This is a genomic window from Pseudomonadota bacterium, from assembly GCA_039196715.1.
In the GTDB taxonomy this organism is placed as follows: Bacteria; Pseudomonadota; Gammaproteobacteria; order CALCKW01; family CALCKW01; genus CALCKW01.
This window is the reverse complement of record JBCCUP010000003.1, coordinates 39363-60804: the sequence shown is the minus strand read 5'-3', so window position 1 is coordinate 60804 and position 21442 is coordinate 39363. Positions and strand designations below refer to the sequence as shown.

Here is a 21442-nt window from a genome sequence, read left to right as displayed (position 1 = left end):
CGCGCGGTCAGGGGCGGTTTGCGCTGTCCGAGCCCTGCGCCCGCTGCTCGTGGACGTTTGCATCCCATTGTCGGGGCGTGGTGTTGGCCTTCTGCCACGCGGCGATCGCGAGCAAGGTGAACACGAAGAGTCCCACCACGGACACGACAACCGAGATGAACTTCAGCGCGCTCGCGGGTTTGCTCGTTTGGTAGAAGGTTTCGCTGGCGGCGTGCCGCCGGTTTTCCGGGTGACGCTCGGCCGGGCCCTCGGGCGCATCCCTGGGTGCGCTGGAACGGCTCTCGGGTTCGGGCGTCTCAGCGTGCGTAACAGACAGTTTTCCCGATTTGAGGGCATCGTCGAGCAATTTGTATGCGTTTAATACGTCCTGGAATTCCTGCTGCTTTTGCGGGCTCGCGTTTTCGCCGGCGCGATCGGGGTGCAGTTGCTGCACACGGCGCTTGTAGGCACGCCGAATCCGATCCCGGTCCGTGTTGGGTTCCAGGTGAAGGTGCTTGAACGCCGTGTCGAATTGGTCGCGCATGCTGTCGAATTCGAGAGTGGAAGTCCGGTGGTGACCGTTAGCCTAGCGGCCAACGCACGCGTTGTTGAACCCTCCGGGACGTGTACAGGGTACACAGGGGGGTTGCCGCTGGTGCAGAAACTGCTCCATCAGGGGCGGTGGCCCGCGACGGTTCACCAGTATGTGAATCATGCACGTCAATATTTTCCGTGGTCCGCCGCAAACAGTGTGGACCCGGTGGCTACGCCGCGCTGCGCGGTGATGCTGCGGCAAAAACCTGCCGCCGGTGTCGTGCCGGTGGTTGAAAGGAGATGACTGAGATGGCGATTGTGCGTCTAGCAACAATATTTGCGGTGGTGATGGCAGTGGCTGCGTGCAGCCAGGCGCCACGCCAAACGGAACGGCAGGTGCAACCGCCCGACGCGGCTGCGCCCACCACCAACACCGACGAGATCGACTTGTCCGAGCGTGGTGCCTACCTGATCGGGGTGGACGACACCGTGCGGGTCTCGGTCTGGCGCAACGAAGACCTCTCGGTCGAGGTGCCCGTGCGTCCCGACGGCTACATCTCCGTGCCGCTGATCGGCGAAGTCGCAGCCGGTGGCCGCCCCGCCTACGATGTGGCGCGTGACATCGAACGCAAGCTGTCCAAGTTCATCCGACAGCCGCAGGTGTCGGTGATCCTCACATCGCTGGTCAGCCACGAGTTCCTGTCCCGTGTGCGGGTGACCGGTGCGGTGCGCAACCCGATCTCCATGCCATACCGGCCGGGTATGACGGTGCTGGATCTGGTGCTCGAGAGCGGTGGCATCAACGAATTTGCCGTCGCGCAGCGGGCCAAGCTGTACCGCCGTCACGCCGACGGGTCGAACAAGACCTACTCGATCAAGCTCGGTAGCATCCTGAATGAGGGCGACCTGCGTTCTAACTACGCGCTGCAACCCGGTGATGTGATCACCGTGCCCGAGCGCAAGTTCTGATTCGGACGCTGTGGTTGTACTGGGCTTACCCACCATGACATTGAGTGAATCTGTCTGAGATGTTTACTGAAGAATGGATTGCGATGTTCAATCGCGAAATCATTGCTCGCCGCGGTGCACTCACCGTGGCGTTTGCGGTGATCGCGATTCTGATGCTCGTGCTGGGGTGGTTCTACAAACCGAAGTTCGAGTCCTCGGTGACGATCTTCGCCGACAACCAGAATGTCATTGCCCCGATCCTTGAGGGTGCCACTGCGCAGACCCAGGTGGCGGACAGCGAAGCCATCGCGCGGGAGATCATCTTCTCCCGTGACATCGTCGACGACGTGATCGTCACGAATGGCCTCGCCAAGGACGTCAACAACCCGACCCAGATGGAACTGGCGCGCATCGACCTCTACCGCCAGACCACGGTCAGCAACCTCGGCAGCAACCTCACGATGGTGTCCTACAAGGACGTCGATCCGGTGCGTGCCTACCGCGTGACCAAGCAGTTCGGAGATCGCTACGTCGAGCGCAGTGTGCGCGAGCAGACGCGCGAGTCGAACGACGCGTTCGAGTTCATCGAGAACCAGGTCGATATCTACCGTCGGAAGCTGGCCGCTTCGGAGGCGCGCTTGCGCGAGTTTCGCACGCGCTTTGGCGAGGGTGTCGCAGCAAACGCCGTCGACATCGACGAAGAACTTATCGAGCTCCGCCGCAACATCGACATCACCCAGCTCGAACTGAGCGAGGCGGAGGCAAGGCGCGCGTCGCTCGCACGTCAGTTGCAGAGCGAGTCGGTCACCGCAGTCAAGGATTTTCGCGAGTCGCAGTTTCAGCAGCAGATTGCGGGCATGCAGAACGAAATCGACCGGTTGCGACTCGATTACACCGACACCTACCCTGACATCGTCCGCCTGAAACAGCAGATCGCCGACCTGCGGCAGCTCGCAGCCAACGAGCGTGAAACCCGCTTGAGCGACGAGCAAGTGCAGGAACAGTCGTCGATCAACCCGGTATACCAACGCTTGCGCCAGCAGCTCTCCGGCGCGGAGACGGCGGTCTCCTCGTTGCGCGCCCGTTTGCAGCAGCAGCGCGCGCTGTTCGTGAAAGAACGCGAACGGGCGGCGTCGTCGAACGAGTTTGGCGCCAAGCTTGCGGATTTGCAGCGCGATTACCAGGTCGACCAGGAGATCTACCAGGAAATGCTGCGCCGGCGGGAGAGCGCGCGCGTGTCGATGAACCTCGACGAGAAACGCCAGGGCTCGGCGGTCAAGATCCAGGAGCCAGCCCAATTGCCGAACCTGCCCAAAGGCCTGCGTTTCCTGCACTTCGGCATTGTGGGCCCGATTCTCGCGATCCTGTTGCCGCTCGGCGCGCTGTTCGGCTTGCTCTACCTCGACCCGAAACTGCGCTTGCCCAGTGCGCTGCAAAACAACCTCGGGCTGCCGGTGCTCGCGGTCGTGCCACACGCCAGGGTCAAGGGCGAAATTGGTAACATTCTGACCAGCCCGCTGATCCTCGGGTCGGTGATTGCCGGCGTGATCGTGGTGTATATGCTTGCTGGTTGGATTCGCTGGACAGGTGGAATTCTCTGATGTCTTTCATTCGTAGAAATCGCTCGACCCAGCGTCCGACGGCGCGCGACGAACTCGCCGAGCGGCGCGCGCGCTTGCGCTCCAGTGGCCGCGACCTCGCGCGCATCAAGCGCCGGTCGGTCGCACACGACCCGGTGTCCACGTCGCGGTCGATCATGCTCATGCAAGAACCCCGGTTGTTCTCGCCCGAGCAACTCGACTTCATGAAGATCATTCACCCGCAGTCGCAGAACCGCCGCCTGGTCGACACGTTTCGCGAGCTGCGCACGCGGCTTCTCGGCCTGCGGCGCGGTGAGAACTTCAGCATGATGATCGCCTCGGTGTCACCCGAGGGCGGTGGCACCTTCGTGTCGATGAACCTCGCAGCGTCGATCGCCTTCGAGGACAGCAAGACCTCGCTGTTGGTCGACTGCAACTTGCAAAACCCGTATTTCCACAAGGTGCTGCAGCTTGCACGCCTCGATTCCGGCACAGGCCTGACGGATTACTTGTCAGACCCGAGCATCGGCATCGAGTCCGTGGTGCGGCCGTCCGGGATTCCACGCCTGCGCATCGTTCCGGTCGGGTCGAGCACGCAGAGCAGTGTCGAGTACTTCTCCTCGTCGACCATGCGGGCCTTTCTGGCCGAAGCGAAGCAGCGCTACAAGGACCGTTTCATCATCATTGATTCACCGAGCCTGGTGAGTTCGGCCGACGCGAAGATTCTCGCAAACCTCGCCGACTACATCGTGCTGGTGATTCCCTACGGCCGTGTCACGACGTCGCAGATTGTCGCAGCGTGTCAGGACATCGACCAACGCAAGCTGGTCGGAACCGTGTTGAACAACGAGCCGTTGGCGGAGCTGAGCTGAACCATGACCACTCCACGCGCGGTACCGAGTTGTGCAATCGCACTGGCACTCACGGTGTCTCCGGCGCTGGCCGTGGAATTCGATGTGTCCGCCGGCTACACCATCACTGACAGCACCAATCTCACCAACACCAGCCTTGAAGCGAGCCAGCAGGCTGTGGACCCGGAACCGATCGTGCCGGGCATTCGGCAGAGCGTTGACATCGCGTTGCGCGGCGAGCAACGTGCAGCGAAGCTCGACTACGACCTCGCGCTGTTTGCCGAGGGCACGACCTACGAAGACAATGTGCTGAGCGACCAGGTGTCCGGGCGCGGCGGCTTTCAGGCGGAGTACCGCATCCGACCGGCGACGGCGAAGTGGGTGCTGGCCGACTACTACTTCATCACGGCGGACGACCTCGTCGCCCTTGGGCAGGAGGATGAGCGCAACCAGTCCAACGCGGTGATCACGGGTCCTGTGCTGACCTACCGGATCAACAGCGTGGATTCGCTGAACGGCGAAGCCTTTTACCTGCACTTCTGGAACGAGAACGACCCGGACGAGGAGCTGTTGCTCGCTCGCACATCACTCGCGCGGCGGCTCAACGCACGCCAGACGCTAAGCGGCAACATCGAACACACGCAATTGCTCAACGCCGACCCGGGTGCGGGCTACGCCATCAACAACATCTTTGCTCGACTCACCAACCAACTGCCGCGGCAGGGTCTGTTCGAGACCGACCTTGGCGTCAGCTATAACGTGAGCGAAAACGACGACGGCAGCGACACCACCGATTCGGCGTTGTTCTTCCAACTGCGGGCCAACCAACGCCTGACGCGAAACTGGAGCGCGAGCCTGCAGATCGGTCGGAGCTACACCGATTCGGTGTTGTCGCAGCTCTCGGACGTGATCGCGGGTCAGGACGACACGCTCGACGACGGCAACGGGGTGTTTCTCGAGGACCTCGTTCGCCTCGATCTGAACCGACAGGGTGCCATCTGGGGCATGGGGGCGGGCTTCTCGTGGGCCGAGAACACCTTCGAAGACCCGGCAGACGACACCACAACCTATGGCGCGAACTTCGGCATCAACTACGCCGTGACCGGGCGGTTGGGTTTCTTTGCCAACGCGTCCTACGAGAGCCTCGAGTTTTCACCGTCCACCCAGGACCGTGAGGACGTCTCGGAAGAGGTCGAGGTCGGCCTGTCCTGGCAACACACCGTGGCATTCCGTTCGCGCCTCGGCTGGCGTGAGAACACCATCGAGAGCACCGGCGCCGACGGGCTCGGCCAGTTTGACGAAGAGGCGACCTGGTATAGCCTCACCTGGAACCCGCGGTCGCGCCTGGACCTGATCAACCAGTCTCGTCAGCAGCGCGCCCTGCAACCGGTGCTCTGATGTCCGATGCACCGGCATGAACATCCTCTCTGCGGTTGACGGCTTCTTCCCGAGCGCCGGCGGCAGTGAAAAGCAAGCCATCCTGATCGCGGAGAACCTCGTTCTGCGCGGGCACCATGTCGACTACGTCTGCCCCTGGCTGTTGGAACAGCAAGCGCAAACCGAATCGCTGAACGGCATCCGCTGCCAACGGCTCGGCTTTCTGCGTGTGCCAGGCTTGGCAAGTGTTACCTACGTGCTCAACGCTGCGTGGTTCCTGTTGCGCCACGGCAGACGGTACGACGTCATCCACGTGCACATGGTTGAAAAATTCGCGCTTGCGCTCGCGCTGGTCAAACCTTTTCTGCGCGCGCGCGTGCTGGCCAAGGTCGCCGGCGCCACGGAATTCGATGGCGGCGGCGTATTCGACACGCGCAACACCGGTTGGTGGGCCACCCTCAGACGGCGTCTGACGCTCAACATCGGTGTGTTCCAGGCGATCAGCCAGGACACCGTGGTGCGGCTGAACGCGCTCGGCTTGCCCGCCGACAGGATCCTGGCGCTGCCCAACGCGATCGACCTCAACCGCTTCACGCCGTCGGCGGCCTTGCACGCCGGCCCCGAAGACGGTCCGATGGTCGTCGTTTTCACCGGGCGCCTGGTGAAGGAAAAATCCCTGCCGGACCTGGTGCGGGCGGCTGCGGTGCTGCGCGAGCGCGGCGTCACCGACATCGAGTTTCGACTCGCCGGCGACGGCCCCCTGCGCAGCGAGCTCGAGGCGCTGGTCGCACGGTGTCATGTACAGGACACCGTGCACTTTCTCGGCGAGATCGACGCCGTGGACCGTTTCCTCTCCGAGGCCCATGTGTATTGTCAGGTGTCGTACATCGAGGGCCTCTCCAACAGCGTGCTCGAGGCCATGGCCAGTGCCTTGCCGTGCGTGCTGTCGCTGATTCAGGGCAACGCCGATTTGCTGCGAGATGGCAGCAACGGCCTCGGCGTGCCGGTCGGCGACCCTGAATCGATCGCCGACGCGCTGCAGCGGTTGCAGGCCGACCGCACCTGGTGCCGGGAGATGGGCACTGCGGCCCGCCGTGGCATCGAGGCGCGTTTCGGCGTCGAGCAGGTGGTCTCTGCGATCGAGCGCTGCTACCGCGGCGAGTCCCTTGCGCCCGCGCTCGAGTCCTCCTGACATGGGCGCGCGAGGCGAGCAACTGGCGGTGTTGATGTACCATGCGACCTACGGCACGTGCACGCCGCAGTCCGCGATCGAGGCCGCTGACAGACCCTACGCGGTGTCGGAGTCAGCCTTCGTCGCGCACCTGGTTGCCTTGCAAACTGCCGGCTACGGTATTGCCGACGTCAACGCAGTCGACACACCTAGGACCGAGCGGACTGTGTTGCTGAGCTTCGACGACGGTCATGTGAGCAACGCCCGTTTCGTTGCGCCAACGCTGGCGGAGCGCGAACTGAACGGCGTGTTCTTCATCACCACCGACTGGGTCGACGCACGCCCGCATTTCTGTGCCGCGTCTGACCTCCGCGAGATGCGCGCGCTCGGCATGCAGATCGGCAGCCACGGCTGCAGCCACCGGTTCATTGCTGACCTCGACGCCAGCGCGGCACGCGCCGAACTCGCTGACAGCAAGGCGATTCTCGAGGGTGTGCTCGGCGCTGAGGTCGACACGATCAGTTTCCCTGGCGGCCGCTGTGGTCGACGCGATGTGGAACTGGCCTTCGAACTCGGTTACCGCTGGGTGTACGGCAGCGAGTTCAAGCTTCACCGCTGGGGCCAGCGTGAATTGATCGGCCGACTGCCGGTGCGCGAGGGCATGGCAGCGGACACCGTGGTCGCGTTGTGCGACCCTGAGTCGACCCAGCACCGGCGGGCACGGCGCAATTCACTGTTGAAATCGACCGCCAAGCGGGTGCTTGGAAACGGGGTCTACGATGCGATCTATCGGCAATTTGCAACCTAAAATCGGCCGCGCGCCGGACGCAGGCGGCGAGACGCTCGAAGACGGCCCGCGCATCGGCCACGACCCGACGGCGGGTCTGGCATCGGTCGGTGGCCAAATCAAGCAGCGCCACGCCGCGACGGCACGCGAGATCGAGGACGAGGACCTCAACATCGAGCGGGTGTTCGAGATTCTGCGTTTCCTGATCGTGCCCGGTCTGTTCATGGGCGCGATCGTGCTGCTGCAAATCCCGATGCCCAAACTGGTGTTGTACGGCATCGCTGGGGCCATCCTCGGCTCGATCATCCTGCGTGCGCGCGAGCAGCCTGAAATCATTCTCGCGGTGTCCTTGCTCTACCTGCCGTTCGCCAAACTGTACGCGGTGTCGATTGCGCCGCTGGTGAACGGCACGAACATCTTCATTGCGCTGTGTCTCTTCTTCGCGTGGAAGAGCGCCAAGGAATCCGGCACGCCGTTTCTGCCGGCGATCAAGGGACGAAACCTGGTGTTGGCGTGGTGGGTCCTGAGTTGCGGTTCGATTGCGACCCTCGTCTTCACACCGGGCGCCTTGTCGTGGGTCATTGGCAACGAGCTCTCACAGGCGACGGCCTGGGTTGCCCAGGCCGGGTTTTACGTCGCGGTCATCGGCCTTGTTCGCACCCCGGGGCAGGCCAAGCGGATGGCGATCTACAGCATGATCGGCACCTTGCTGGTTGTCGGCCTGGGCGCCAAGGAGTGGGTGGAGAAGCGCGGCGCGTCTTCGATCGAAAAGGCACGTGTGGGCGGTACCTTCGAACAGCCGAACGATTTCGGTGGCTTTCTCGCCTTCACGACACTGCCGATCGCCGCCCTGTTGCTGTTCAATCTGACCAAGGTGCGCTATTGGGTGCTGGCGCCGTACCTGTTGTTGACCGCGAAAGTGCTGATCGCCACCTTCTCGCGCGGCGCCTACGTGGCGCTGGCGGCAGGCGGTGGGCTGCTCACGTATTTCCGTGGTAAACGGTTTCTTGTGCTTGCAGCGGTGCTCGGCGTTGGGACCTTGGCTGCATTTCCGTCGCTGATTCCGCAATCCATCATGGCGCGGCTCAACCAGACCACCGAAACTGGCCAACAGGGGCAGCTCGACCGCAGTTCGGAGATCCGTTTCATCCTCTGGGAAGCCGCGGGCAACATGATTGCTGAGAGCCCGATCCTCGGTAAGGGCTTCAAGGCCTTTCCGTACCTGAAGTCCCAGTACACACGGGAACAGGTGAAAGAGGGCGACCCGCACAGCATGTATTTTTACGTGGCCGCGCAGATGGGGCTGCCGGCCTTCTTCATTTTCCTGTCGATGAAAGCCATGTTCATGTGGATGGGCTGGCAAATTTACCGACGAAGCGAACAGCGCTTTGAACGGATACTTGGGGCGAGTGCCGCCTCGATGGTGCTTTGCCTCGCGTTGATCAACGTGTTCGGCTCACGCATGGTGAACCTGGAATTCACGGCCTATTTCTACGCCTACCTCGTGATCATGCAGGTGCTCTACACCAACCTGTTGCGGGTCGAGGCTAACCGTGGCGCTTTCGATCCTGCTGACCAGCCTGAGGTGGGGCGCAAAGAACAATTGGTTTCGGTGCTCGGTATGTCGCAGGACCCGGTGAGCCTGCGCAGCAAATTGGGTCGCCAAGCCACGGCGCGCACCGTGCGCGCGAAGGTCGGTTTGGACCAGTCGAAGGACCAGGAAAAGATAAAGCGCATAGGCCATGACGGCTCGGAGGCGTCGACCGACGACGGGGTACTGCACAGGGATGTGAAAATCGGCTTCAGACACGGTGCCCACAGTGCAGCAGATGCTGGCAGTCTTGATCCAGATAGAACGGCTAGACCGCACCCGGCGGCGGAGTCGCGCCGCGCGCGTCGACAGCGCCGGTGAGGCCCGATGACACGCGGTGGCGTGGAGCCCCGTGAACGACCGGGCGTTTGACTGACGCTCAGGGGGTTGCGCAGGCTGCGTGGATCGGCAACTCGACCACGTAGGTGTCGACGCGGTTCTCGCCGTGCCAATCGCTGCCGAACAGCAGCCGCGTGCCGCTCGGGCTGATGGTCACGTGCGGCTCGGCGAAGTAGCCGTTGTGCAAACGGGTGTTGTCCTTGCCGAAACTGCGGTGGTGGGCCACCCGGCAGTGTTGCGGGTTGGCCTTGTCCGCGTAGGTCAGGTAGATCTCCTGACCGGGCATCTTCTGGTAGCTGCCGATCAGATCCCGGCCGGTCTCGCCCACCGAGGAACTCGCGACCCAGCCCGGTGCCGCACGGGCCAGGGCAGAGTGGTGCGTGCTCGTCGCCGGGTAGCCGATGCCCTGTTCGGGCCCCAGGGCGATGAAACACTCGCCGGTTTCGAGGTTGTGTGCGACGACCTGACCGATGCTGCCGCCGCAGCGCTTGTCGGGTGCGTCGATGAAGCCGACGGCGAAGAACGCGTCGCTGCCGTCGGGCAGGCGACCGAGGGAGCTGTGTTCTTCCTGTGCGACGGCGAGAGAGCGCAGCTTGCGTTGTTTCACATCGAGCACGTCGCCCTGGTAGAAGTAGGTCTTCCCGGACGGCCCCGGCATCGGCGCCGAGTAGGCGTCGTAGCCGCGGGGGTCGTCGTCCGCGTCACCCACCCCGCTGGTGCCCACGCTCAGCAGCAGGCGTTCCTGCAGGTCGACGATGTAGGTCTTGGCAGCCGCGTCGCTGTAGCCGCCGCAGCGGAACCCCATGTACCGGCTGTCCCAGCTCGGCATGTGGACATCGCCTCCGCTGACGAGGTCGTTGCCCTTTGGGCACACCTTGTTGAAGTCCATCCACAGTTCGCTGCGGTGCTCCGACACGTGGTAGCGGTAGAGCTTGCGGTAGTAGGACTCGGCGTAGAAGAGGATGTCCGGGTCCGTGTTGTGCCAGAACACCTCTTCGAGGTCGGCGGGGTCGATATCGAGTGTGCGTACGTAGCGGTAGGTCTGGCCGTCGTACAGCCGGTGTTCACCGTCCCCGTCACCGGGCTGGTAATACAGCACCAGGTAGCTCTCGTCGGCGTTCCACGCCTGGATCGTGCTGTACACCGGCTTGTGGATCTCGCCCTCGGACGCGTCGGTGATGCGCCGGATCGTGGTGCCGAAGGTCGGGTCGGTCATCGCCTCGTACTGCGCGGGTCGCTTCTGGCGCAACATGCGGACCGCCCCGAACTGCGGTTCCACACCGGCGCACAGGTCGACGTACCGGGGCTCGTCGATGGTCGGGCAGGATGCCGCAGCCGCTGCGCCAGTGCCGTGCGGCGCGTGCGTTGTGACAGTGAACAGGGTGGGGGTCGCCGTGAGCAATGCGGCCACGGCCAGCGCGCGTTGGAGTCTCATGTCGTGCAGGTCGCTGTGCGGTCAGGGTGTGGAGCGGGACCTCGACAACACGTGCTCGACGGCCTCTGCTGCGTCAAACAACGCATCATCGGTGCCACTCGGGCCAATCAGGCTCAGTCCCACGCCACGCCCGATCGGCAGTGAGAGGGCACAGCCGTCCAGGTAGTTCGCGATCGAGGTGTAGACCAGTGCTCTGAGGTTCTGTTTTGCGAACAGGTCGTTGTCTCGTGCCAGCGCATCGATCGACGGCGGTGTGTTTGCCGTGGTGGGCAGCAGGTGGACCGTTTTTGGTGGTGTGTCAGCGCGGAAGGCGTCAGCGACGTGACGTCGCTCGGCGACCGTGCGGGCGTGTTCGGCAGGGTCGACATTGGCGCCGGCACGCAGACGCGCCGCGACGTTGGGGTCGTACTCGCCGCCCCGTGCGGCAAGGCGATCGCGGTGTACCAGCCAGGCTTCGTAGCCCGCAATCGGGCGCGACAGAAACGCCTCGGCCGCCTGCTCGAACGCGGGTGCCGGTTGCTCGACCACGGTGGCGCCGGCGTCTTCGAGCTGTTGCAGTGCGGCGCGGTAGTGCTCGGCCACGTCGTCGTCGAGCGGCGGCAGGCGATCGCCGACCGGCGCTATGAAGCGGAAGGCAGAGAGCGAAGCCGACGGCGCCGGCGCTGGCATCACGCCGCGCATCAGGGCATCGGCAATGCGGCAACAGTCGGCACTCTGCGCAAGCGGGCCGGGTGCGTCGAGTGTGGTGGACAGCGGAAAGACGCCGTCGCGCGACACCCGAGACTGACTGGGCTTGAGCCCGACGACGTTGTTCCAGGCCGCCGGGATGCGGCAGGAGCCCGCGGTGTCGGTGCCGAGCGACAACGGCACCATCTGCCGTGCAACCGACACACCTGCGCCGCTCGACGAGCCACCCGGGGCCCGCCGCTCACCGGGCCAGGGCGCGGCCTCCGGCGTGCCGTAGTGGGGGTTGATGCCAATGCCGGAGAACGCGAATTCGGTCATGTTGGTCGCGCCGACCGGTATCAGCCCGGCCTGGCGCAGGGCCGCGACCACGGTGGCGTCGTGTCGTGCGGGCGGGTCATCTCGTGTGGCCACGGCGCCGGCGTGGGTCACGTGCCCGCTGACGTCGAACAGATCCTTGACTGCGAACGGGATCCCGGCCCAGGGTGAGACCGCCTCGCCGCGCGCTCGCGCGTTGTCGACGGCCAGGGCCTCGCGTCGCGCCTCGCTGTCAAACCGACGCAGAAACACCGGGCCGTCGGGGGTGTCGGCCGCATCGATCCGCGCCAGCGCCGCCTCGACCAGATCGGCGGCCTGCACCTCGCCGCGCTGGAGTTGCTCGGAGAGTGTGCGGAGCGTGGCCCATGCAACGGCGTCTGGCATGACAGTGTCCCTGAAACGGAGTGGCGTTCTACGTGGCCCGCGACGCAAAGAGGGTGGCGATCAGGCCGGCGACAACACCGGTGGTGGTGGAGACAACGACCAGCGTGCTGGTCAGCGGTGACAAGCCGACGTCGAGGTCGAGCAGGTCGTGGATCAGGATGCCGACAAAAGTGGTGGGCACGGCGATCACCGCGATCGCGGCGAGCCAGCGACCGCGTGCCTGACAGAGGTAGGCCACGAGCAGGGCGGCGAGCACGCCGCAGACCACCAACCCGACCGGACCGGCTATGAGCCTAAGCACGGGACGGTTCTCCGGTGGCGCGCGCGCGCCGTTGCGCGGTCGCGACGCGTTGATCGATCGCGTGGGTTGCGTCGTCCTGCAGCGTGACGGCGCGCGGGTAGCGGGGCGCGCCGCGGTCGGCGATGACGGGGTGTGTCCAGCCGTCGGTGGTGGCGATGAAGCGGTCGAGCCCGTCGGCACCGAAGTGGCGCAGAAACCCGGCCATCACGCAGTCCACGTAGCTTTGCAGCAGACAGCCTGATGCGTCGGGCTCGGCGAGGTGGTCGCTCAGCCACACCCAGGGGGTGTCGCCATCAGGCAGCGCCGCGCTGAGCGTATCGAGCGTCAGCGGGTGCGGGCTGTAGCCGGACTCGCGCTCGACCAGCACCGGCGCCAGTGTGGCGGTTTCACGGATCAAGACGCCATCGACCGCGCCGTCGGGGTCGGACACCAGCGAGAGCGCGAACCAGGCTGGGTCGCGCGGAATCGTGTGACCCCAGCACCGTCGCCAGCCGCGCACCGTGACGGTCTGCCACTCCGTGCCCTCGGGCAAGGTGTGGTCGTTGACCAACGAGCCGTAGCCGAAAAACCACCGCGATACCGTCACCCGCCCTGTGCTCCCAAGCCCGCCTTCGATTGCGTTTCAGTCTATGTCAATTTGTCGCGGCAATGCATCGGCGACGGCGTTGACACCGGGCTCGGCGTGGCACGCACGGCCAAGCGACTTGTGCACAACAGCCGGTTGGCCCAAATTCAACGGCCGTCGGACGCGTTTTCAGGTGAGGTGCATGCTGAGGATGGAGCTCACACGGTCGCGTTGTGCGTTCACGCTCGCACTCCTGCTAGGGGGGGCGTGCGGGCCGTCGTTATCGTTCGGCGCGACGGCCGGTGACATCGGCGGCGAGCTCGCGTGTGAGGTCGCCGAACAACTGGTGCTCAGCTTGCCGCGCGAACCGCTGTACGCCCGTACCCAGGGGCAGTGCACCGTGTCTGCGACCCTCGGCGGGACGCGCTACCTCGACGCGGGCTGCAGTCAGCCGGTCGACACGGCGGTGGTGCCGATGGCCCGCTACTGCGCCGAGCTCGGTGTACCCGGTGTGCTCGGCGACGCCACCGACCTGCCGGATACCGTGCAAACCTGGCTCAGCACACCGGGCACGCGCATGCCATTGACGTTGCCCGGGTTGCGCGACAGTGCCGAGCCCTACCTTGGGCGTGTCGCGTACCGCAGCGTGTCGCGCGCCGACGGGGACGACGTGTGCGCGCTCGAGATGCGGGTGTACACCGCGCGGCCGGGCGCGCGGGCGCAGCCGGCGGTGATCGCCTTTCACGGTGGCAGCTGGTCGGCCCGTCGGACGGGCTACCCCGGACTCGAGAGCCTGATCGCACACTTCACCGACCGCGGTCTCGTGGTCTTCGCCCCGTTCTACCGTCTGGCCGGAGACGAGGACGGTCCGGCGGCGTGTCGCGGCTGGCTCGCCGAGGACATCCTCGCCGACGCCGAGGCCGCGCTCGATTGGGTGCAAACCCACGGCACGCGCTACGGCGCGGCAACCGGGTCGCCCGTGCTGTTTGGTCAGTCGGCAGGCGGCTACCTCGCCGCGTGGCTGGCGGTGGAGCGTCGCGCGTCGGTCGCGGCTGCGCTGCTGATGTATCCGCCCACCGATGTCGCGGACTTTGCGTCTCAGGTGGCGTCAGGCCGGTACGGCAACGACGACGGGGTGCGCATCCTGGAACGGTTCCTGGGTGTGCCCGCCTCAGACTGGACGGTGAGCTCGCCGCGGCTGCAGCGGCTGTCGTTGGCGAACCGGGTGGCCGAGGGTGCGCCGGTCGCACCGCTGCGCGCCGTGCACGGCGGTGCCGATGCCCTGGTGCCGGCCCGGCAGTCGCGGCTGCTCTGTGCGGCGACGCGCTCGCGGACGCAGTGGCTGTCGGTGCACGATGCACTGGAGGCGCCGACGCTCACGGCGCGGCGCGAACGCATCGCGTGCGGCCAGGGGGGCCAACTCGACCTGCTGCGTGGCGCGGACCACGCGCTCGAAGTGTGTGTGCCGGGCCTTGCGTGTCAGGCCGGTGACCTGCTCGATGCAGTGGTGGCCCGAGACGCACTGGCCGACGCCTACGATTGGCTGGCGGCGCGCGCGGAGGCGGCGATCGACGCCCCCGTGCCCCCGCCGCCCGGGCCGGGAGGCGACGGGTCGGGCACCGACCCGGGCGGGGTCGAGGGCGACGACGCTGACGTGACCGACCCGGTGGACAGCGACCCCGACCCCAGTGCCGACAGCGCGTCGGCTGGCGGCGGTGGTGGGCTGGGCGTGTGGTTGATCGGCTGGCTTTTTTGCGTCAGGCTCATCCGGCACCGGTGCGCCGGCACCGGCACCGCACTTGCTTACAAGACTGTCATGCACACCGCGCAGAACCGAGGGCGCAGCCATGCCAAAAAAAGCGACCGTGTCGCGCATCGAACCGGCCATCACCGTGGCTGACGCCGATCAGTACGATCTGGTGATTGTCGGCAGTGGGCCCGGCGGGCGCCGGGCGGCGATCCAGGCGGCCAAACTCGGGCGCCGTGTGGCGGTGATCGAGAAGAGGCGGCGCGTTGGTGGCGTGTCCGTCCACACCGGCACGATCCCGAGCAAGACCATGCGCGAGACCGTGTTGAATCTGACCGGGTGGCGGGAACGCGAATTCTACGGGCGCACCTACCGGGTCAAACAGAGCATCACGGCAAGCGACCTGCTGCACCGGTTGCGCCGGACGCTGGACCACGAAGTGGAAATCCAGGAGCACCAGTTCATGCGCAACCACGTCGACACGGTGTGCGGGGTCGCGCGATTTGTCGACACGCACACGCTCGATGTCGGCCAGGCGGATGGCAACACGCGGCGCTTGCGCGGCGAGAAGATCCTGCTCGCGGTGGGCACGGAGCCGTTTCGCCCGGACAGCATCCCTTTCGACGGCTCGACCGTCATCGATTCGGATGAACTGCTCTCACTTGATCGTATCCCGGCCTCGCTGACAGTCATCGGCGCCGGCGTGATCGGGGTCGAATACGCGACGATCTTCAGCGCGTTGGATGTCAGGGTCACCTTGATCGACCCGCGCTCGGACGTGTTGGGATTTGTCGACCACGACATCGTCCAGTACCTGTTGCACGACTTGCGCGAACGCGGCGTGACCCTGCGACTGGGCCACACGGTCGACAAGGTGACACGCGATGCCGAGGGCCGCTGCATCTGCCACCTCGGCGGTGGGCGCATCGCCTCGAGCGACATGGTGCTGTTTTGTGCCGGGCGCATGGGCGCCACCGGTGCGCTCGAACTGGACAAAGCCGGTCTTGAGGTCGACCACCGAAATCGGCTCAAGGTGGACGAGTTCTACCGCACCGACGTACCGCACATCTACGCGGTGGGCGACGTGATCGGGTTTCCCTCGTTGGCATCGTCCTCGATGGAGCAGGGGCGTCTGGCCGCCGCGCACGCGTTTGACAACAAGGCGCCGGAACCGGACAAACACATACCCTACGGCATCTACGCGGTGCCCGAGATCAGCACGGTCGGGATGTCCGAGCAGGAAGTTGCCGAGCGGGGGATCCCCTACGAAGTCGGCACGGCACGGCTGCGCGAGACCGCGCGCGGTCAGATCATGGGCCTCAACAGCGGCATGATGAAATTGATCTTTTCCATCAAGTCGCACCGCTTGCTCGGCGCGCACATCGTCGGCGAGGGCGCGACCGAGCTGATCCACGTTGCGCAAGCGGTCATGGGGCACAAGGGCAAGCTCGACTACTTCCTCGAGAACACGTTCAACTACCCGACCCTCGCCGAGGCGTACAAGGTCGCGGCACTCGATGCCTGGAACCGCATGCCGCGGGACACGTCGGGCGCGGACACCTGAGCGGCGCCCCCGACGGCTGAGCCTCAGCTGGCGTTGTCGGCCAGCGTGCCGAGGATCAGCTGCCGCACCGCGTCGGCATCCGCGCCGAGCGCCGCGCGGTGCACCGGTCGCCCCTGCCACCACGGCTGATCGTCGAACGCCCCCGGCGTGGCCAGCAGGGTTTGGCCTTCGGCCACGCCGTCGGTGCACACCCGGATGGCCCCCGGCTCGGTGGTGATCACGGACGGGTCGACCACTGCCGCCACCGCGAGCGCGTCGTGTGCAGCGCAGACCCGTTCACCGAACCGCTTGGCGTAGAAATCCAGATAGAACTGGTGGACGTCGTTCAGGAACCCGCCGACGCGGGGCGCCGCTGCGGCACACGCGTCGAAGAACGCCTGGTCGAGGCGGACCTGGTGCGTCGCATCGAGCCCGACCATCGTCACGTGCCAATCGGCTGCGAACACGACGTCCGCCGCGTGTGGGTCCTGCCAGATGTTGGCTTCGGCGACAGGGCTGCAATTGCCGGGCTCGTGCACGGCACCGCCCATCAGCACAACCCGCGTCTTGTGGGCGATATCGGGTGCGAGCTTCAGGGCCAGTGCCAGATTCGTCAATGGCCCGACAGGCACCAGTGTGATGTCGTCGGGTGCCGAACGCACCTGTTGCACAATGAACTCGGCGGCACTGAGGTCCAGCGCCTGACGCACACTCGGCGCGGGGTGAGTGTTACCGAGCCCGTCCTGGCCGTGCACGAAATCCGCGTACCCGCGCGGTGGTATGAGCAGCGGCGTGGCCGCGCCCGCGGCGACGGGCACCGTACTCTCGGCCGTGTCCGCGATGCGCAGTGCATTGTCGGTGGCGAGCGACACCGGCACATTACCGAAGACCGTGGTCAAGCCGAGGACGTCGAGTGCCGGGTGCGCCAGGGCAAACAGGATGGCCAGGGCGTCGTCGATGCCGGGGTCGGTGTCGATGATGATTTTCTGGGCCATGGTTCAGTGTCTCGCGAAGTGGCTCACGGCGTCCGCAGTTGGAATCGACACGGCAGCACCTGCCACACTCACGCACAGCGCGCTGGCGAGAGCGGCCCGCTCGAGTGCGGACACGCGGTCGAGTCCGGCTGACACACTTGCGAGGTAATAGCCGATGAACGTGTCGCCGGCCGCGGTGGTGTCGATCGCTTTCACTTTTCGGGCTGGCACGAAGATCTGGTCGCCTCGGCTTCGGTACTCGGCACCGTGTTCGCCGTGCGTGATCAGCAGGTCCACCTGCGCTGGCACCGCGTCGCCAAGGGTTGCCCGGAGCGCCTCGAACTCACTGCCATTCACGATCAGCAGGGCGATGTGGTCGAGCATGGCTGCAGCGGTTTCGGCGTCAAACGGGGCGGGGTTGTAGGCGACGGACAGGCCGCGCGCGCACGCGGCGCGTGCCGCGTCCTCGACGCCGTTGGTCTCGTTTTGCAACAGCAGCCAATCGCCAGCGGCGGCCGAGCCGAGGTGCGCTTTCAAGGCGTCCACGGACACGCGCGCATTTGCGCCGGCTTCGATCAGGATGCAGTTCTCACCGCTGTCGTCGACCTGAATGATGGCGTGCCCGGTCGGTGTGTTCACGGTTGCAATACCGCTGACATCGACGCCGCTGGCCTGCAGTTCGTCGAGCGCCCACTCGCTGCCGTGATCCACTGCACCGATGTGGCTGACTGGCGCACCTGCCCTGGCCAGTGCAAGCGATTGGTTGGCCCCTTTGCCACCGAGAAAGCGGTGGTACGACGTCACCGCACGGGTCTCGCCCGGTTGCACGAAGTGCGCAACGCGGTAGACGTGGTCGATGTTGACGGAGCCGAAGTTGTAGACACGCATCACACGGTGAACCTGTGTCAGGGGCCTGCTATTTGAGCAGCACCCGGGATCAGCGTCCAGTCGCGTACGGCGGTAGGTTGCGCCGGAGCGAACGCACCAGAAAACGCAGCGGGTGAAGCGGCCGCAGCGCCGCCCGTTCTGCACCGTAGACCGCCGACGCGAGCAGGTCGGCACACCAGAGGGCCGACGTGATGCCGCGCCCGCCGAGTGCGCCGAGCACATAGGCGTCGCGCTGGTAGATCGGTTCTCCCGCGGGCGGTTTGCCGTGTCGCAGCGGCGCGAAGTGTGAGGCTGTCGCTGCCATGTCGGGCAACGGACCCACCAGTGGCAACCGATCGGGTGTGTGCAGGCGTGCCACAACACGGTGGTCGCTTGCCCCATCGACGAGCGTGGCAAAGCGCGACGGGAGACCCGCGAGCTGGGTCTTCAGCGGTTCGCTGTTGCGCCAATGGCCGCCGTAGACGGCGATGCCGTCCGCCGTCGGTGACAAGGACATAGGGCCGAGCAGGGATGCACGGGGCCGCTGCGCTGACGGTGTCGGGGCGTGCTGGATCGATACGCCGGTTGTGCGGTGCAGCGCGCGTGCGAGCGTCGGCGCGAGGGTGTCGAGAGCGGGGCCGGTGGCCACAACGGCGGTGGGCGCCCGCCCGATCACCTGTCCCGCGGTGTCGAGCGCTGCCCAGTTCGACCCGTTTCGCTGCAGTGCCGCCACCGTGGCGTTTTGCCTCAGTGTGATCGCCGGATGAGCGAGCAGGGCGGCACAGAGCGCGGCCGGGGCGAGTGTCAAGGCGTCGTGCAAAAAAAACCCGGCGCGGGCGTCAAGCCCGAGACGTGCACTCGCGCTGGCCGCGTCGAGGAGGGTCACACCGTGTGCGCTGCAATCGAGCTCGTGGGCATGCTCGGTTTCGACGTGCGCGCCCGCCAGACAGCAGAGGTTCGGGCGGTCGAGATCGGGGTGCAACACCAGGGATCGGCGCGCGTGTTCGCTCGCGCGGCTGTAGAACGTGGCGAGCGGATCGTGGCGACTCCGCGCCAGCACCGGTCGTACGACGGCGCGCGGGTTGCCGCTGGCACCGCGTGCCGGTTGGTCACCGGCTTCCAGCACCCTGACCTCGCTGCCGCGGTCGGCAAGGGCCCGTGCGATCGCGGCACCGGCGATGCCGCCGCCGATGACCAGCGCGGCCCGGGGATCGCCGGACGGCGGTGTGGTCAGTCCCGACTCAGTGGCGTGCAAGGCCGTAGCGGTTTTCGACGTAGGCCTCGACAAGCTGCTGAAACGCCTCGGCTCCGAGGGTGTCCGCGGTGTCCGTGTTGGTCATCGACTGCACCACCGCGGGGACGTCACCACCCAGCGTGACGTTGCCAATGCGTACAGCGTGCCCTTTTCGGCGAGTCATCTTGATATTCTGTCAGTCGGGCGCATTACTTTGGTGTAGTTTACGGGATGACGGCGCGGCAAACAGCCACGCCGACAACGCCGGCTGCCGCGCAGCGGGCACCCTCCCACTGAGTGCACGGTGCGCTGAGAAGTGAGCACGGGACCATGACCGAGGAATCGCCGCAAGCGCTGTTGTCGGACCGCGAGGAGGCCATCCTGCGCGCGCTGGTCGACGAGTACATCCGCGAGGGCGCACCGATCGGCTCACGTACCCTGAGCAAGCGCTCCGGCATCGCCCTCAGCGCTGCCAGCATCCGCAACGTGATGTGCGACCTCGAGGAACTCGGCCTGCTGCGTGCGCCGCACACCTCGGCCGGCCGGGTGCCGACCGAGCAGGCGTACCGGTTGTTCGTCGACCGCATGGTCCAGTACCAACCGCTTGAGCACGCCAGCGTGGACGCGTTGCGCCAGCACCTCTCGGCCGACCTGAACCGCGAGCAACTGATCGCCCGTGCGTCCGAGTACCTCTCGGGAATGACCCATATGGCGGGGCTGGTGTTTGCCCCCCGGCCGGCCGAGGAGACCCTGCGTCAGATCGAATTTGTCGCGCTCTCCGAACAGCGCGCACTGGTGATCCTGGTCACCAACGACCACGACGTGCAGAACCGCGTGGTCAGCCTCGACCGCGACTACTCGGCTGAGGAACTGGCCGCCGCCGCGCGCTTCATCACGGCGAAGTTCGGCGGGCTGAGCTTGCACGAGGTGCGCAAACGGCTGCTCGACGCGCTCGAGGATCTGCGCGACGACATGGCCTCGCAGATGGAGCACATGATCACCGTGGCGGGCCAGGTGCTGGCCGCACCCGACCGCGAAGCCTCGGGCGACTACGCGGTCGCGGGCCAGACCAACCTGATGGGCGTCAACTCGGCGTCGGACGTCGAACACCTGCGCACGCTTTTCGACACCTTCAACAACCAGCGCGACATGTACCACCTGTTTGAACGCTGCATGGGTGCCGACGGCGTTCGGGTGTTCATCGGGGCCGAGGCCGGCCACGAGGTGCTCGACAACTACAGCCTTGTCAGTGCCCCCTGTGAGGTCGACGGGGAGGTCCTCGGCATGCTCGGTGTGATCGGTCCCACCCGGATGGCGTACGACCGCGTGGTACCGGTTGTCGACGTGACCTCGAAAATCCTCGGCGCGGCCTTGAATTCCAACCGCTGATCCCCATGCTTGGCGCAATCTCGGTGCACCGGCACCGCGTGCGGCGGTGCGCGGCGTTTCGCGTGCCGTCCACCCGCAATTGCCTTGATGGAGAGCGCCATGGCGTCGCAATCACCTGATCCTGAAAAACCTGCTGAGGCAGCCGACGACCCGATCGAAAAGCCGGCTGACCCGGCTGACCCGGCTGACGGCAGCCCTGCCGGCGACGCCGTCTCAGCCGACGCCGAGGTCGACGCTGGCGAGGAGGTCGACGCGTCTTCGGACGCTGACACGCCGGAGGCGATCGACTGGCAGGCACGCTGCGAGGCGGAGGCGGCGCGCGCGGATGAGCAGGCCGCGCTGGCGCTGCGGCTGCACGCCGACATGGAGAACTTGCGCAAGCGCTCGGCACGCGATGTCGAGAACGCGCACAAGTTTGCGCTCGAGAAGTTCGCCAACGAGCTGTTGCCGGTGCGCGATAGCCTGGAAATGGGTCTGGAAGCCGCCCAGCAGGACGACGCTGACCTCCAGCGCATCCAGGAGGGCACCGATCTCACCTTGAAGATGCTGGTGTCGGCGATGGACAAGTTCCAGCTCGTCGCCGTCGACCCGACCGGCGAGGCCTTCGACCCCGAACGACACCAGGCCATGACCCTGCAAGAGAGCGCGGAGCACGCGCCGAACACGGTCCTCGCGGTCATGCAGAAGGGCTACACGCTCAACGACCGGTTGCTGCGGCCGGCCCTGGTCATGGTTTCCAAGGCGGCGGACTCAGGTGCTTGAAAATACAGGCACAGTCCCCACGTTCACTGACATCTAACAAGGCCGCCACCCGCGGTCGCACAGCTTCCTGGAAAAGGTTGAA

The 21442-nt window shown here is 65.8% G+C and carries 20 protein-coding genes; 11 read left to right on the top strand and 9 right to left on the bottom strand.

Annotation, left to right across the window (positions count from 1 at the left end; all coding sequences use genetic code 11):
• Positions 1–7: 7 nt before the first annotated feature.
• A complete protein-coding gene (locus AAGA11_02375; protein ID MEM9601686.1) occupies positions 8–523 on the bottom strand; it encodes a J domain-containing protein in 516 nt (171 codons plus the stop codon).
• A 386-nt stretch (positions 524–909) separates the two neighbouring features.
• On the opposite strand from AAGA11_02375, the gene AAGA11_02370 reads away from it, so the two are divergent.
• From AAGA11_02370 to AAGA11_02340, 7 genes are read left to right on the top strand one after another with little or no spacing between them, the layout of a single operon-like run.
• The gene (locus tag AAGA11_02370) at positions 910–1482 is read left to right on the top strand and encodes an XrtA/PEP-CTERM system exopolysaccharide export protein (protein ID MEM9601685.1); all 573 of its coding nucleotides are present in this window, start codon (positions 910–912) and stop codon (positions 1480–1482) included.
• 59 nt (positions 1483–1541) lie between these two features.
• Positions 1542–3062 carry an XrtA system polysaccharide chain length determinant gene (locus AAGA11_02365; protein ID MEM9601684.1) on the top strand — a complete coding sequence of 507 codons (1521 nt, stop codon included), beginning with the start codon at positions 1542–1544 and terminating at the stop codon, positions 3060–3062.
• A complete protein-coding gene (locus tag AAGA11_02360) occupies positions 3062–3913 on the top strand; it encodes a CpsD/CapB family tyrosine-protein kinase (GenBank protein ID MEM9601683.1) in 852 nt (283 codons plus the stop codon). Before AAGA11_02365 ends, AAGA11_02360 begins: the two co-directional genes overlap by 1 nt.
• A 3-nt stretch (positions 3914–3916) precedes the next feature.
• Positions 3917–5290, top strand: a complete 1374-nt coding sequence (locus AAGA11_02355) for a hypothetical protein (protein ID MEM9601682.1) — start codon at positions 3917–3919, stop codon at positions 5288–5290.
• A 16-nt stretch (positions 5291–5306) separates the two neighbouring features.
• On the top strand, positions 5307–6461 hold the full coding sequence (locus AAGA11_02350; GenBank protein MEM9601681.1) for a glycosyltransferase family 4 protein: 1155 nt from the start codon (positions 5307–5309) through the stop codon (positions 6459–6461).
• Between the two features lies 1 nt (position 6462).
• Entirely contained in the window at positions 6463–7248 is a 786-nt protein-coding gene (locus AAGA11_02345; GenBank protein MEM9601680.1) for a polysaccharide deacetylase family protein, read from the top strand.
• The gene (locus AAGA11_02340; protein MEM9601679.1) at positions 7220–9139 is read left to right on the top strand and encodes an O-antigen ligase family protein; all 1920 of its coding nucleotides are present in this window, start codon (positions 7220–7222) and stop codon (positions 9137–9139) included. Before AAGA11_02345 ends, AAGA11_02340 begins: the two co-directional genes overlap by 29 nt.
• Before the next feature lie 58 nt (positions 9140–9197).
• Here the strand turns inward: AAGA11_02340 and AAGA11_02335 are convergent, their stop codons facing one another.
• From AAGA11_02335 to AAGA11_02320, 4 genes are read right to left on the bottom strand one after another with little or no spacing between them, the layout of a single operon-like run.
• Positions 9198–10592 (bottom strand): hypothetical protein, encoded by a 1395-nt coding sequence (locus AAGA11_02335; GenBank protein MEM9601678.1) that lies wholly within the window; start codon positions 10590–10592, stop codon positions 9198–9200.
• 21 nt (positions 10593–10613) lie between these two features.
• Positions 10614–11978, bottom strand: coding sequence for an amidase family protein (locus AAGA11_02330; protein MEM9601677.1), 1365 nt, complete (start codon positions 11976–11978; stop codon positions 10614–10616).
• 28 nt (positions 11979–12006) lie between these two features.
• Complete coding sequence (locus AAGA11_02325; GenBank protein MEM9601676.1) at positions 12007–12279, bottom strand: hypothetical protein; 273 nt, start codon at positions 12277–12279, stop codon at positions 12007–12009.
• Entirely contained in the window at positions 12272–12865 is a 594-nt protein-coding gene (locus tag AAGA11_02320; protein ID MEM9601675.1) for a gamma-glutamylcyclotransferase family protein, read from the bottom strand. The genes AAGA11_02325 and AAGA11_02320 overlap by 8 nt, the downstream gene beginning before the upstream one ends.
• Positions 12866–13046: 181 nt before the next feature.
• Between AAGA11_02320 and AAGA11_02315 the strand changes: the two genes are divergently transcribed.
• Both AAGA11_02315 and sthA read left to right on the top strand, forming a co-directional pair.
• A complete protein-coding gene (locus AAGA11_02315; protein MEM9601674.1) occupies positions 13047–14744 on the top strand; it encodes an alpha/beta hydrolase in 1698 nt (565 codons plus the stop codon).
• Positions 14692–16155, top strand: a complete 1464-nt coding sequence (gene sthA / locus AAGA11_02310; GenBank protein ID MEM9601673.1) for a Si-specific NAD(P)(+) transhydrogenase — start codon at positions 14692–14694, stop codon at positions 16153–16155. The genes AAGA11_02315 and sthA overlap by 53 nt, the downstream gene beginning before the upstream one ends.
• Positions 16156–16178: 23 nt before the next feature.
• Here the strand turns inward: sthA and AAGA11_02305 are convergent, their stop codons facing one another.
• From AAGA11_02305 to AAGA11_02290, 4 genes are read right to left on the bottom strand one after another with little or no spacing between them, the layout of a single operon-like run.
• Positions 16179–17129, bottom strand: a complete 951-nt coding sequence (locus AAGA11_02305) for a nucleoside hydrolase (protein ID MEM9601672.1) — start codon at positions 17127–17129, stop codon at positions 16179–16181.
• 3 nt (positions 17130–17132) lie between these two features.
• Positions 17133–17996 (bottom strand): ribokinase, encoded by an 864-nt coding sequence (locus tag AAGA11_02300; protein ID MEM9601671.1) that lies wholly within the window; start codon positions 17994–17996, stop codon positions 17133–17135.
• Positions 17997–18045: 49 nt separating this feature from the next.
• Positions 18046–19230: an FAD-dependent 5-carboxymethylaminomethyl-2-thiouridine(34) oxidoreductase MnmC gene (gene mnmC / locus AAGA11_02295; protein MEM9601670.1), complete on the bottom strand. Its 1185-nt coding sequence runs from the start codon at positions 19228–19230 to the stop codon at positions 18046–18048.
• Entirely contained in the window at positions 19217–19393 is a 177-nt protein-coding gene (locus AAGA11_02290; protein ID MEM9601669.1) for a hypothetical protein, read from the bottom strand. Before AAGA11_02290 ends, mnmC begins: the two co-directional genes overlap by 14 nt.
• A 146-nt stretch (positions 19394–19539) precedes the next feature.
• Between AAGA11_02290 and hrcA the strand changes: the two genes are divergently transcribed.
• Both hrcA and grpE read left to right on the top strand, forming a co-directional pair.
• On the top strand, positions 19540–20598 hold the full coding sequence (gene hrcA / locus AAGA11_02285; GenBank protein MEM9601668.1) for a heat-inducible transcriptional repressor HrcA: 1059 nt from the start codon (positions 19540–19542) through the stop codon (positions 20596–20598).
• A 99-nt stretch (positions 20599–20697) separates the two neighbouring features.
• Positions 20698–21360 (top strand): nucleotide exchange factor GrpE, encoded by a 663-nt coding sequence (gene grpE / locus AAGA11_02280; protein ID MEM9601667.1) that lies wholly within the window; start codon positions 20698–20700, stop codon positions 21358–21360.
• Positions 21361–21442 lie beyond the last annotated feature (82 nt).

Bases quoted from the DNA above. Each gene is read 5' to 3' on its own strand.
- AAGA11_02375 (MEM9601686.1), bottom strand. From the start codon at position 523: ATGCGCGACCAATTCGACACGGCGTTCAAGCACCTTCACCTGGAACCC.
- AAGA11_02365 (MEM9601684.1), top strand. From the start codon at position 1,542: ATGTTTACTGAAGAATGGATTGCGATGTTCAATCGCGAAATCATTGCT.
- AAGA11_02360 (MEM9601683.1), top strand. From the start codon at position 3,062: ATGTCTTTCATTCGTAGAAATCGCTCGACCCAGCGTCCGACGGCGCGC.
- AAGA11_02355 (MEM9601682.1), top strand. From the start codon at position 3,917: ATGACCACTCCACGCGCGGTACCGAGTTGTGCAATCGCACTGGCACTC.
- AAGA11_02350 (MEM9601681.1), top strand. From the start codon at position 5,307: ATGAACATCCTCTCTGCGGTTGACGGCTTCTTCCCGAGCGCCGGCGGC.
- AAGA11_02345 (MEM9601680.1), top strand. From the start codon at position 6,463: ATGGGCGCGCGAGGCGAGCAACTGGCGGTGTTGATGTACCATGCGACC.
- AAGA11_02340 (MEM9601679.1), top strand. From the start codon at position 7,220: ATGCGATCTATCGGCAATTTGCAACCTAAAATCGGCCGCGCGCCGGAC.
- AAGA11_02335 (MEM9601678.1), bottom strand. From the start codon at position 10,592: ATGAGACTCCAACGCGCGCTGGCCGTGGCCGCATTGCTCACGGCGACC.
- AAGA11_02330 (MEM9601677.1), bottom strand. From the start codon at position 11,978: ATGCCAGACGCCGTTGCATGGGCCACGCTCCGCACACTCTCCGAGCAA.
- AAGA11_02315 (MEM9601674.1), top strand. From the start codon at position 13,047: ATGCTGAGGATGGAGCTCACACGGTCGCGTTGTGCGTTCACGCTCGCA.
- sthA (MEM9601673.1), top strand. From the start codon at position 14,692: ATGCCAAAAAAAGCGACCGTGTCGCGCATCGAACCGGCCATCACCGTG.
- AAGA11_02305 (MEM9601672.1), bottom strand. From the start codon at position 17,129: ATGGCCCAGAAAATCATCATCGACACCGACCCCGGCATCGACGACGCC.
- AAGA11_02300 (MEM9601671.1), bottom strand. From the start codon at position 17,996: ATGCGTGTCTACAACTTCGGCTCCGTCAACATCGACCACGTCTACCGC.
- AAGA11_02290 (MEM9601669.1), bottom strand. From the start codon at position 19,393: ATGACTCGCCGAAAAGGGCACGCTGTACGCATTGGCAACGTCACGCTG.
- hrcA (MEM9601668.1), top strand. From the start codon at position 19,540: ATGACCGAGGAATCGCCGCAAGCGCTGTTGTCGGACCGCGAGGAGGCC.
- grpE (MEM9601667.1), top strand. From the start codon at position 20,698: ATGGCGTCGCAATCACCTGATCCTGAAAAACCTGCTGAGGCAGCCGAC.